10 protein-coding genes are annotated in these 11,722 nt (G+C 51.7%); 3 read left to right on the top strand and 7 right to left on the bottom strand.

Going from position 1 to position 11,722, the window contains the following annotated elements:
- Positions 1 to 5 precede the first annotated feature (5 nt).
- The gene (locus ACO0LK_RS07815; RefSeq protein WP_422973817.1) at positions 6 to 2,660 is read right to left on the bottom strand and encodes a bifunctional diguanylate cyclase/phosphodiesterase; all 2,655 of its coding nucleotides are present in this window, start codon (positions 2,658 to 2,660) and stop codon (positions 6 to 8) included.
- Between the two features lie 877 nt (positions 2,661 to 3,537).
- Between ACO0LK_RS07815 and ACO0LK_RS07810 the strand changes: the two genes are divergently transcribed.
- On the top strand, positions 3,538 to 3,876 hold the full coding sequence (locus ACO0LK_RS07810; protein ID WP_422973814.1) for an energy transducer TonB: 339 nt from the start codon (positions 3,538 to 3,540) through the stop codon (positions 3,874 to 3,876).
- A 59-nt stretch (positions 3,877 to 3,935) separates the two neighbouring features.
- Here ACO0LK_RS07810 and ACO0LK_RS07805 read toward each other — a convergent pair whose 3' ends face one another.
- The 3 genes from ACO0LK_RS07805 to ACO0LK_RS07795 form a co-directional block, all read right to left on the bottom strand.
- A complete protein-coding gene (locus ACO0LK_RS07805) occupies positions 3,936 to 4,832 on the bottom strand; it encodes an AraC family transcriptional regulator (protein ID WP_422973812.1) in 897 nt (298 codons plus the stop codon).
- Between the two features lie 85 nt (positions 4,833 to 4,917).
- A complete protein-coding gene (locus ACO0LK_RS07800) occupies positions 4,918 to 5,202 on the bottom strand; it encodes a hypothetical protein (RefSeq protein WP_422973810.1) in 285 nt (94 codons plus the stop codon).
- A gap of 2 nt (positions 5,203 to 5,204) precedes the next feature.
- Positions 5,205 to 5,741 (bottom strand): SRPBCC family protein, encoded by a 537-nt coding sequence (locus tag ACO0LK_RS07795; protein WP_422973808.1) that lies wholly within the window; start codon positions 5,739 to 5,741, stop codon positions 5,205 to 5,207.
- Positions 5,742 to 5,964: 223 nt separating this feature from the next.
- Here ACO0LK_RS07795 and ACO0LK_RS07790 point away from each other — a divergent pair, with 223 nt between their 5' ends.
- Positions 5,965 to 7,611 carry a DUF4214 domain-containing protein gene (locus ACO0LK_RS07790; protein WP_422973806.1) on the top strand — a complete coding sequence of 549 codons (1,647 nt, stop codon included), beginning with the start codon at positions 5,965 to 5,967 and terminating at the stop codon, positions 7,609 to 7,611.
- 220 nt (positions 7,612 to 7,831) lie between these two features.
- The gene (dbpA, locus tag ACO0LK_RS07785; protein ID WP_186945843.1) at positions 7,832 to 9,217 is read left to right on the top strand and encodes an ATP-dependent RNA helicase DbpA; all 1,386 of its coding nucleotides are present in this window, start codon (positions 7,832 to 7,834) and stop codon (positions 9,215 to 9,217) included.
- Positions 9,218 to 9,231: 14 nt separating this feature from the next.
- On the opposite strand, the gene ACO0LK_RS07780 is transcribed toward dbpA, so the two are convergent.
- The 3 genes from ACO0LK_RS07780 to ACO0LK_RS07770 all read right to left on the bottom strand — a co-directional run bounded on the left by ACO0LK_RS07780 (position 9,232) and on the right by ACO0LK_RS07770 (position 11,606).
- The gene (locus ACO0LK_RS07780; protein ID WP_422973804.1) at positions 9,232 to 10,104 is read right to left on the bottom strand and encodes an arylamine N-acetyltransferase family protein; all 873 of its coding nucleotides are present in this window, start codon (positions 10,102 to 10,104) and stop codon (positions 9,232 to 9,234) included.
- On the bottom strand, positions 10,049 to 10,564 hold the full coding sequence (locus ACO0LK_RS07775; RefSeq protein ID WP_422973802.1) for a flavodoxin family protein: 516 nt from the start codon (positions 10,562 to 10,564) through the stop codon (positions 10,049 to 10,051). Before ACO0LK_RS07775 ends, ACO0LK_RS07780 begins: the two co-directional genes overlap by 56 nt.
- Positions 10,565 to 10,646: 82 nt before the next feature.
- Positions 10,647 to 11,606: an NAD-dependent epimerase/dehydratase family protein gene (locus tag ACO0LK_RS07770; RefSeq protein WP_422973800.1), complete on the bottom strand. Its 960-nt coding sequence runs from the start codon at positions 11,604 to 11,606 to the stop codon at positions 10,647 to 10,649.
- Between the last annotated feature and the right edge of the window lie 116 nt (positions 11,607 to 11,722).

Raw genomic sequence — 11,722 nt, 5'->3', positions numbered from 1 at the left:
GTTGTTCAGGCACCTTCCCAGTGCAGGTCTTTATCCTCCCCCCATATCGCCGGCATGATGTAACTTTTTGCCCAGTCACTGACCTGTAGTGCGGGCATGGGCCGCGCCACGCCATAGCCTTGTGCCAGCATGCAGCCAAGCCGCATCAGGGCGACGCCGTGTTCTGCACTTTCCACACCTTCGGCGATCACTTCGCGATTGAATGCGCGCGCCAGTCCGATGACGGCGCTGATCACGGCCAGATCATCCTTGTCGTCAAGCATGTCACGCACGAAGCTCTGGTCGATTTTCAGGGTATTGGCAGGCAGGCGTTTGAGGTAAGACAGGGAAGAATAACCGGTGCCAAAATCATCCAGTGCAAAACTGACGCCCAGTTTCTGGCTGGCCAGCATGACTTCGCGCACATGCTGGATATCCTGTATGGCGGCAGATTCGAGGATTTCTATTTCCAGGCGCTCTGGTGCAACATCCGGATAGTCAGCCAGTATCTTGCGCAGGCGCGGCAAAAAATCCTTGCTCTGGAAATGACGTGCGGCGATATTCACGCTGACTATCCATTGCCGGTGTTCCCGGTTCCATAAGCGCAATTGTTCCATGGCTTGCTGCAAAACCCAGTCACCGATATCGATGATCAGGTCAGTGTGTTCGACCAGCGGCAAGAATTCCAGTGGGCCAACGATGCCATGCTCCGGATGCTGCCAGCGCAGCAGCGCTTCCATGCCTGTTACATGGCCCAGGCGCATATTGACCTTGGGCTGGAAGTACAGACACAGTTCACTCTCATGCAGGGCCTGGCGGACGCGGGCACGCTGGTTATGATGGGTTCGCAATTGCTGGTCTTGTTCGGCATCAAACAGATGGAATTGATTGCGACCACTCAGTTTTGCCTGGTACATGGCCTGGTCGGCACAACGCAACAAGGTATCGGCATTGACATCATCACGCGGATAAATTGCCACACCTATGCTGGCCGACATGCTGACCGTGCGCTGTTCGATGTCATAGGGTTGTGCCAGTTCCGCCAACAGCAGAGCGAGGTTCAGTTCAACCCCGGCGATATCGGTCTGGTTGTGCAAGAGCACGACAAATTCATCTCCGCCCAGCCTGGCCACGCTATTGCTGGAACCGACGCTGATTTCCAGGCGCCGTGCGACCTGTTGTAATAATTTATCGGCAAACTCATGCCCATATTTCTCATTGATGACCTGAAAATGGTCCAGATCAAGCAGGCACACTGCCAGCCAGCATTGTTGTTCACGGGCGCTATTGATGGCCACGCTGAAACGGTCGGCCAGCGAGGCCCGGTTTTCCAGCCCGGTCAGCACATCATGGCCCGCCTGCCAGGAAAGTTGCTGCATCAGTTGCCGGCGTTCACTGACATCGCGGAACACCAGTACACAACCAGTGACGCTGCCGTCTTTCTGACGTATCGGCGCAGCCGTGTAATCCACTTCTATCTGCTTGCCACCACGGGCAGCCAGGATCTGGTTACTGGCCTGCAAGACATCTTCACTATTGCAGATATTGCTGACAAAATCACCCAGGCCACTCCTGCTGGTCGCGTCGGCCAGAAAAAAGACATCCTGCAAATGATGCTCGCATGCCTCTTCCCTGCTCCAGCCGCTCAGTTGCTGTGCCAGTTTATTGAGCATCAGTATACGGCCATCCACATCGGTACTGATGACGGCATCACCGATAGAGGCGAGCGTGGTTTCCACTTTTTCGTTTTCTGCGGCCAGCGCTGCCTGCGCCTTGATGCGTTCACTGATGTCGATCAGGGCGCCAATGCTGCCGACCGCCTCGCCTTCTACATTGGTCAGATTGGCCTGGTAAAAGATCACATCCAGATGTTTGCCGGCGACATGGGCCCTGGCCTCGGTCACCCGTTTAACCGTATCGTCGGCATCCTCTGGCATCAACGGCAGGCTGGACATACCAGGCATGCTTTCATCACTGAAGAGAGCAGGCATGGGATGCCCGATAACCTGTTCTGCACTAAGGTCAAACATCAGTTCCCAGGCATGGTTCACGCGCCTGCAGATGCCATGCTGATCCTGGAAGAATATCGGTATGGGCAAGGCATTCAACAATTGCCAGGTGAAATGCAATTGCTCGCTATGATCGCGCTGGCTGCGTTGCAAGGTCAGCAACAGGGATTGCACTTCATTGGCCATGCTGTTGAAGGTCAGCGCCAGAGCACGTGCTTCTGCAGTACCAGTCACTGACATGCGTACTGCATGCTGGCCTTTCTTGAATTGCTCGGTCGCATTGGCCAGGCGGCTCATGGTTCTGGCGTTCGAACGCAAAATCAGGCCCAGCAAGAGATAGATGGTAAAAATGATCCCCAGGGAAATTTTTGCCTGGATCAGGAATTTTTGCCAGATGTGTTCTTTTTCATGCTCGAGCGTGGTGTCAAACCGCAACATGGCGACCTCGCCATTGACCAGCCTGGCTTCGTTGGCAAAGGTTTGTGCAGGCAGGGACAGTACTCTGTTGAACCAGGCTGGCACGGCAGCCTGCGGTAACTCCGGATCTTGTCCGACAAATTGCTGTTTGCCATAACGCCAGGTGATACGGGCAATCACAGGGCTGGAACGGACTTCCTGATCCAGCAGGGTATGTATGCCCTTACTATCACCCTGAACTGTAAGGTTACTCAAAACGGGAATCAAATAATGAAAAGAATGGCGCAGCTCTGCCTCTGACCTTTGACGGACATCTGTGGTTTCAGCACCCAGCAGCAGGTAGTAGCGCAAACCAGTAACGGCAATTATCAAGAAAAAGAGCGGTACAAATAGCCGTGTGTAGATTCCTCGCTGCTGCCAACGCTGTAAAAAATCTTGTAGTGTTTGCACAAATTCAACAAATTTCAGTGAAATAAAGCATTTTGGTTAACAAAGCAAGGTGAACTGTTCATGACATATCCACTATTACACTGATGGCAATTCTAACCTGAAGATGATTATCCTTACTGTGAAAAAATTGATTTTAGGCAAATATGCTTGATGACAACAACTTGTCATACAACTACACAACAATATGGGGGAATTTAGCTTACCTTCACGTTATGAATAGAAGCCAATGATGAATTTCAGCCATCATTAATGGACTGGAATGCCATATAGAGATTGCGCATTGATCATGCTGAATAACAGGAAAAATTCAATTTTTCATCTACTTATGAAAAGGAACACTACAATTGAAGCGTCTTGTTACAAATTATTGAAAAATATTTTCTCGCCGACTGGTACCGCTTTTTGCACCACCATGAGTAGCAGAACGCAACATAGGCCCGCTTTTCAGGCTTTTTTGCACAAGCACAGAGATTTTTTGAGAGGGAGATGATGAAATAGACGCACCAAATTGATGCGATGCAGCAATTATGCTTTTTGGAAATAATCCCTATACGAATTATTGATTTTTTAGCTGAGTTGGCACGACGTATAGTGCAACCATCTGCTCGATTTAGTGGCAGTCAATTGCCTCAGGGGCAACAGCAAATTTATCGATCGCTTTCATTATTTTCAGGAGTTTACTATGTCCGCACATTTCCGCCTCTATGCAATCGTATCTACACTGGCTTTTGCTTTGGTCACAGCGCCAGCATTCGCATTAGAAACGCGTAACCCGTTTTCTGAATCGGGTTGCGAAGCCCCATCCTATGATCAACGCGCTTTGACGGATGAGCAAGAAGGCCTGGTCAAACTGAGTTACATGGTGGATAAAAAAGGTGCTGTTGTCGATGCAAAGATCATTGCTTCCAGCGGTTTCCGCAAGCTTGATAAAGCATCCCTGCTGGCACTGAAAGCATGCCGCTTCCAGACAGGTGCTGCACAAGGCTGGAATGATCTGTCATTTGCCTGGACATTGAAATAATTGCCTGTCAGCTTGCGCCAGTCAGCAATGACTGGCGCAAGCTTGGTCTGCTCAGTCTGTCAAGGCGTGCTGACCGGATTCAAAGGCAAAAATATATCGGTGCTCATCTGATGTTCCGGAACATCCGGGAAAAAACTCAGACGCTGCAAAAACAGTGGAAAATCACGCAGACTGGCACCACTTTGCGGTAACCACTGACTGTATAAAAACCGTACGCTGGCACCCAGCAAGGCATCCGAACCGGTATGCCGCAATACGGCACACGATCCCTCTGGTATGATTTTATTGACGATGCCCGCCGCATTGTCTGCTACCGGCGCCTGCACCGCTGCCCCCAGGTCAAAACGGTATTGACTGGGAATACAATTCTCAAGATCATCATAAATCAGGTTGAAGGTCGCGCTGATGGCGGGCGGCAATTTATTTTGTTTGCGCCAGGCGATAAATTTCTGAATGCTGCTGCTCAGCATTGCGGGGTCACCGCGATGTTCCAAGACAGCGATTCTGGTTGCGGGAAATGCGATGATTTTCACATCTTCAAGCTGGTGGTTGACTGACATATGCTGTTCTCTCATGTGATGTAGGGATAAGTAGCTGTTCTGCCAGGTGGTCCACTGTGGCTGTTTTCTGAAATGCGCCGGACTTTGCCCCAGGCTTTTCTTGAACGCGCGAGAAAATGCCTCGCTGCTTTCATATCCGCTTTCGAGAGCAATATCGATGACCTGACGGTGCTCACGAAACGCCAGCGCATGCGCTGCCTTCTTGAATCGCAACAACTGCACATACCTGATTGCCGCGATGCCAAAGTAATCGGAAAACTGCCGGTGGAAATGAAATTTCGAAAATGCAGCGACTTCGCTCAATGACTCTAGCGACAGGTCCTCGTCCAGATGCTGGTCGATGTAATGCAAAACCTTCAGCATTCTGGTTTGATAAGCCACATCCCTGATATTCACTATGCTTCCCCCTGACAGATCACAGCTTACGCAGGCTGCATCGTGCAGGCATGATCAGTCTTGCTCATTTTGGCTAGAACTCATTTTAATGATGACGTAGCCGCTCAACCATGGCGCTTTCGCACAGTTTGAATATCAGGTAAGCAAGCATGGCACCGCAAGAAGTGGCCAGCAATTCCAGCAACTGCTGCAGGCCACCATCGACCAGGCCTGTCCAGCCACTGTCCAGCAGGTAATCGGCATTGGCACTAAACAGGTGTATCAGGTCGAAAGACAATTTGCCAAATACCAGAAAACTGAGTGTCAGCAAGACAAAGCAGGCCACGCTGTGATCACAGAGCCAGGCATAAAATTTACGCTGCCTGGCCATGTCTATTTTCCCGGAACAGGTGTCTCGACTATTTCTTTCAGACTCTGCAAGCCCTCATCGAATTTGCCGCCGACCATCTTGTCCATGTTGAAAAACAGGCCCATGAGTTTGGACATGAAATTGCTGGGGCCAAACATGGCATGGCTGACCACGGTCTTGCCCGCCTTGTTTTCCAGCTTGAATTCTATGGTGTTCTGAGCCGCAAAAGGTTTGTAGAAATTGATTTGCAGACGCAGGTAATCATGTGGCCGGGTTTCCAGAATTTCCATACGCCCTGCCCCCAGTTGCTTGTTACCCTGCCAGGCATATACCGCCCCGGGGCCGCTGTCACTGCCACTATAAGTGCGCTGGACCAGAGGGTCGGCTTTTTCCCATGGCGACCAGGCTTCCCACGCATGGAAATCATCAATCAGAGGAAAAATCTGCTCGCTGGTCGCATTGATTTCCAGTGAACGTTCAACCCGGAAAGCATCTGGCAACGTCGCGACATACAGCAGAAACGCGATGAGAAAAAGCACCACTATGGCAAATATCATCATGAGCTGACTCCAGGTTGAAGAAAGAAATGCTGAGCTTAAAACGACAATGACATTATTACCAGCTTCATGCGACGAAAACCACGGAAGTACTTTTTTTAGAGCAAAAAACTTAAATAAATTGCTATAAACCTCGTAATAACCTCATGTTTCCCCGTTACAATAAGCAACAATACAGCGGCCTTTGCTGGTCCTGCGGATCAACTAATTTTAATTTTCAATTGTTATGCCTACCCCTTACAACACCGTCCCCACCACCAACGTTCCATTGACTGGTGTGATCTTGATTGATGCGCTAATTGCAGGTGCCAAATGGGGTACCGGGCTACACACAGGCATATCACTCGCTTACAGTTTTCCCTGGTCGACCGGCGATTCCTATTTTTTTGGCCACAACGGGTCCAGTACTTATTCGACGACCGATGAGCCCGGTGCCAGTTCCCATGCTGCATTAAACACAGAACAGCAACAGTCTGCAAAAACCGCCATGCAGGCCTGGTCAGACGTTGCCAATATACAGTTCACCCAGGTCGCGGATAACAGCAATTCTGCCGGAGATATCCGGATTGGCATCACATCTGCCACCGATAAAACCAGTACTGGAAGAACGGCTTGGGGTTGGGCGTATAACCCAAGCAATTATTATCCGGAAGGCGGAGATATCTGGATTTCCACCGGTTCCACCAAGGACACCGACTGGACGGTCGGTTCCTACAATTACCAGGCCATCCTGCACGAACTGGGTCATGCGCTGGGTCTCAAGCATCCGTTTGAAGACGGTGTCATCATGCCGACCGCATTCGACACGCGGCAATACACCATCATGTCTTACACCAAGCAGGCGAATGACCTGTTCCTTACCGTTACTTATGGCACGAACGGCAAACCGATTTTCACTTACGACAACATCGTGCCAGAAACGCCAATGGTGGCTGACATCGCCGCCATGCAAAATATGTACGGTGCCAACACGTCTTTCAAAACGGGCAATGATGTCTATACCTTTGCAACCGACAAACCTTTCCTGAAAACGATATGGGATGCAGGTGGCAATGACACGATTTCGGTTGCCAATTTCACTCTGGCTTGCAAGATTGACCTGACACCAGGCAATTATTCCGACATACGCATGGTTTCTTCCCCTATCCCTTCCGGATATGTCGGAGGAACCGTACCCACCTATACCGGTGTAAGCAATCTGGGTATTGCCTACGGAGCCTTTATAGAGAATGCCATAGGCGGTGCAGGCGACGACACCCTGATAGGCAATTCCATCAACAATAGCTTTACCGGCAATGCTGGCAACGACACGATTGATGGTGGCCTGGGTCTGGACACAGCCATCTACAACGGCCTGCACACCAACTACACGGTAACTGCGGTGAGCAATACCGCCTTCATCAAGGCAAAAAGCGGCACCGACGGTGCAGATAATCTGATCAATGTGGAACGTCTGCAGTTCAGCGATGAAAATATTGCGCTGGATATCACCGGCACTGCCGGTCAGGCGTATCGCCTGTACCAGGCCGCCTTTGACCGCAAGCCGGACATGCTGGGCCTGGGTTACTGGATTGCCGACATGGACAAAGGTTCCAGTCTGACCACGGTGGCAGCGGGCTTCATGCAATCGGCCGAATTCAAGAAGCTATATGGCAGCACACCGACCAATTCCACTCTGGTGACAAATTTTTACCAGAATGTCTTGCATCGCGCCCCCGACCAGTCCGGCTTCAATTACTGGCTGGATCAGCTCAATACCAACAAGATCACGGCAGCCGGTGCGCTCGCCAGTTTTTGCGAGAGTACCGAAAACCAGGCACTGGTCATCGGTGCCATACAGAACGGCATAGAATATCTGCTCTGGCAGGCCTGATACGCAATCGAAGGCGCTCAGCTTATCTATAAGGTGATAACAAAGCCCGCATTGCGGGCTTTGTTGTTATTGCCACAAGCACTTGGGGCACAAAGCTTTCCCACCACTTTGCCTGCTTAACCTACAATGGCGGCATATCCTGTGGAACTGCCATCAGCCCGCCCTTGGTCACGCAATGGCACGTCGGCACAACCGCCACCTCTATTTTGAAATTATTCCCATGTCTGCACCTACCGCCTTTAGTTCCTTGTCCCTGTCCGCCCCCATGCTCAGCAATCTGGAAAGCCTGGGTTACAAGGAAATGACCGCCATACAGGCGGCCAGCCTGCCAGTCATCCTGCAACAGCAGGACCTGATTGCCCAGGCCAAAACCGGCAGCGGCAAGACAGCAGCCTTTGGCCTTGGTATACTGGCAAAACTGAATCCCACTTATTTTGCGGTACAGGGCCTGGTGATCTGTCCGACCCGCGAGCTGGCAGACCAGGTGGCAAACGAATTACGCCGTCTGGCCAGAGCCATAGAAAACGTCAAGATCATCACCCTCTGCGGTGGTACCGCCATGCGCCCGCAAATCGCTTCACTGGAACACGGTGCGCATATTGTGGTCGGTACACCGGGGCGGCTGATAGACCATATCAGCCGTGGCACCATCAACCTGAAAACCGTCCAAACCCTGGTGCTGGATGAAGCCGACCGCATGGTAGACATGGGCTTTTATGATGATATCTATAACATTGTCGAAGCAACTTCGCCGCGCCGGCAAACCCTGCTGTTTTCTGCGACCTACCCGGATAACATCCGCAAGGCCAGCGAACAGTTATTACGTGAACCGGTAGAAATCAAGGTCGAATCGCAACATGCGGCCAACCATATCGAACAACTGTTTTATCTGGTCACGCCGGAAGAACGCAATGCCGCCGTTGCGCAACTGCTGCATCACTATCAACCGGCATCCACCATCGCTTTTTGCAATACCAAAATCCATTGCCGTGAACTGACAGAAGAATTGCATGCCCAGGGCATCAGCGCCCTGGCCCTGCATGGTGACCTGGAACAGCGCGACCGTGATGAAGTGCTGATCCGGTTTGCCAACCAGAGTTGCTCGGTACTGGTAGCCACCGACGTTGCCGCCCGTGGCCTGGACATACAAACCCTCGGTGCCGTCATCAACGTCGATGTATCCAAAGATACCGAAGTGCATATCCACCGCATAGGCCGCACTGGTCGCGCCGGTGAAAAAGGCCTGGCACTGAGCCTGGCAACGCCGGGTGAAAAGAAATGGGTAAAGCTGATAGAAGAATATCAGGGTGAAGCCGTCACCTGGGCCGATATCCACGAGTTACAGAATCAAGATGCACAACACCTCGAAGCACCGATGATGACCGTCTGCATCATGGGCGGAAAAAAAGACAAGCTACGTCCCGGTGACCTGCTGGGTGCGCTGACGGCAGATTTGGGCCTGAAAAAAGAACAAGTAGGCAAAATCAATGTATCTGAATTTGTCACCTATGTCGCACTGGACCGCCATGTTGCCGTCAAGACCGTAGACCGCTTGAGCCGCACGAATATCAAGGGCAGGCAATTCAGGATGCGCATCATCGACTGAAGCCATCAACCGTTTCACGCCGGATGGCGCGCCATCAGTTTTTGTATGTTGGCATCAACTGCAAGATGAATACCAAAATGCTCTTGTAACAGCCTGCGGTATTCATCTGCATCATGGATGGTACGTACGTGCCGCTCACCACGCTCGGTAGTAATGCATTTGTTGTTGGAGATGCTGATGCGCCCTTCCGGGGTGGCAATTGAGCAAATGGTTTTTTGCGTGAAATGCGATAGTGGCGAAGTCTGCTGGTACAGGCACATCGCCTCAAAATCGCCGATCCCGAAAGCCTGCAAGGAAAAGCGAAATTGCGGCTGCATGTCCTTGCCATCCTTGCCATCCTTGCCGTCCTTACCCTGTCTCAGCCTGAAGCAGGCCGTACCAGGTTCAGGCTGTACCTGATAATGCATGCCTAACTCAGTGATAGCCTGGCCATTCATGTTCAGCGGTGCACGGAAACTGTCACCAAACCCGACATCAGCGATCCAGCTTTGCCCATCCAGCAGGACCTGTATCAGCATGTGATCAAAATCCGGTCCATAGTCTTTGCCATTGAATACCCGGGCAGAAATGAGGCTGGTCTGGAAACCGAAAGACTGTAGCAACAAGCTGAATGCCTGGTTCAGTTCATAACAAAAACCACCTCGCTGCTGTTGCAACAACTTGTCCAGCAATGCCGGTGTGGATAAATCCAGCTTGCGACCCAGACTGATATCCAGGTTTTCAAACGGGATGTGCTGCAAGTGGCTTGCATGCAAAGCGGTCAGCACATCCAGCGTCGCTGCACGCGGCCCGGTGTAGGCAATTCTGGCCAGGTAAGCCTGTATCTGCGCTTCATTCAGCATGCCGCCCCCGGCAAAAACTGTCGATGGCCTTTGCATGCTGTTCATGAATAAAATCTTCATCACAACTGGCATACAGCATGCCGTCATACTGCATGCCCAGATACGCAAAACTGTGTGTAAATACCTGCTCGAAACAATCTGCCGGGACGGCATCTGAACCAGTGGCAAGAACCGCAGCCCGCTTGCTGCGCAGTTGACGACCCAGCGGCTTGTTGATTTTCAGCAGATCAGACAACCTGTCCATGAATATTTTCATGCTGCCACTGGGGGCATACCAGTAGACAGGGCTGGCCAGGATGATACGCTCATAGCTCAGGACTTCACGGATCAGGCCCGGGAAATCATCGTCCTGATTCTGAAAGGCGTAATCAAAGGGCTTGATCTGATAGCGATTGAGATCCAGCAGGCTGGCCTGCAGTTTATCAGCCAGCGCCTGCGCCAGATGATAAGTGTTGCCCGGATTACGCGCGCTGCCGAGCAGGATGACGGTAGATAGTTCTGACATCGGAATAAGCTGAAGCCAAAGAAGCCCTGAATATACGCCGATGTCCGGTTTCTTGCAGAAGGTGGTCTTGAACTCTGTTCTCCTAGCGTGTCTGAGCATTCTTCACATACGGACGCAAGGCATCCTGCAAGCTGCTGCCGGTCAGCTTGACCAGCAATTTTTCCAGCTTGTCGCCACTTAACTGATGTGGCCGCTGCCACAGGTAGCGCATTTTAATGACTGCCTTCAACATGGGTGAAAACAGGGCGACGCAATTCATCAGCCACCAAGGCATGGCTTTGGCCCTGAGCTTGCGGCCACTCAGTTGTTCCAGCACCGCGTGCACATCTCTGCCGGTGGCGGTAATGCCGGGGTAATGCATGATATCGAACGCAGGCAGTGCGTCACGCTGCCCGGCCAGACGTACAAATACGTTTGCCAGGTCCGGCAGATAAGCCCAGGCATGCGGCAGATCGTCCGGCCCCATATGGGTGACCACACCTTTATCCAGCGACTTGGTGATTGCCATATCCAGCCAGGTACCACTGCCACCGATAAAATCTCCGGCGCGCACAACGACACAGCGCAAACCCTTGCGGCTGGCGTCGGCCAGGCTCTGTTCCATGGCGATTCTTTGTGCCGCCTTGGGTGTATTGGCGTTAAAGAGCGTATCTTCACTGAGCACCGCTGGCAATTCTTTGCCAAAGTTGTACACATTACCTGGCACCATCAGCAAGGCCCCACTCGCCGTAGCAATACGGATAACAGCATCCGTCACGGGTGGCAATAGCGTCTCCCAGCGCGTGTAGTCGGGATTGATGGCGTGGATCACCACATCCACCCTGGGCACCGCCGCCAGGATGCGTGCCGTATCCAAAGCGTCACATTGAAGGTATTCAACATCCTTTGCCGGGATATCTGTCATGGGTGAACGTGCCTGCGCAATCACCTTCCAGCCAGCAGTGGCAAAAGCCTGTACCGCCGCCTGGCCAAAACGGCCACGGGCGCCCAGAACCAATACGGATGGTCGCTCTGGCAATGTGGATGGCGTATTCAGATTCATATTCGTTTCCCTGGTAAATATTGATGAACTGGTGTGGTATGTATTTTCAAACAGCAAAGAAGTATTTACAATCGACATGGATGCATAGGTTTTATGCATATTTGAATACCACTTTC

It is taken from the genome of Undibacterium sp. Ji49W, assembly GCF_049340205.1.
In the GTDB taxonomy this organism is placed as follows: domain Bacteria; phylum Pseudomonadota; class Gammaproteobacteria; order Burkholderiales; family Burkholderiaceae_D; genus Undibacterium.
This window is presented reverse-complemented; position numbering and strand designations above follow the sequence as displayed.

Coding starts and splice junctions, on each gene's coding strand:
- ACO0LK_RS07810 (WP_422973814.1), top strand. CDS start 3,538: ATGTCCGCACATTTCCGCCTCTATGCAATCGTATCTACACTGGCTTTT.
- ACO0LK_RS07800 (WP_422973810.1), bottom strand. CDS start 5,202: ATGGCCAGGCAGCGTAAATTTTATGCCTGGCTCTGTGATCACAGCGTG.
- ACO0LK_RS07795 (WP_422973808.1), bottom strand. CDS start 5,741: ATGATGATATTTGCCATAGTGGTGCTTTTTCTCATCGCGTTTCTGCTG.
- ACO0LK_RS07790 (WP_422973806.1), top strand. CDS start 5,965: ATGCCTACCCCTTACAACACCGTCCCCACCACCAACGTTCCATTGACT.
- dbpA (WP_186945843.1), top strand. CDS start 7,832: ATGTCTGCACCTACCGCCTTTAGTTCCTTGTCCCTGTCCGCCCCCATG.
- ACO0LK_RS07780 (WP_422973804.1), bottom strand. CDS start 10,104: ATGAACAGCATGCAAAGGCCATCGACAGTTTTTGCCGGGGGCGGCATG.
- ACO0LK_RS07775 (WP_422973802.1), bottom strand. CDS start 10,564: ATGTCAGAACTATCTACCGTCATCCTGCTCGGCAGCGCGCGTAATCCG.
- ACO0LK_RS07770 (WP_422973800.1), bottom strand. CDS start 11,606: ATGAATCTGAATACGCCATCCACATTGCCAGAGCGACCATCCGTATTG.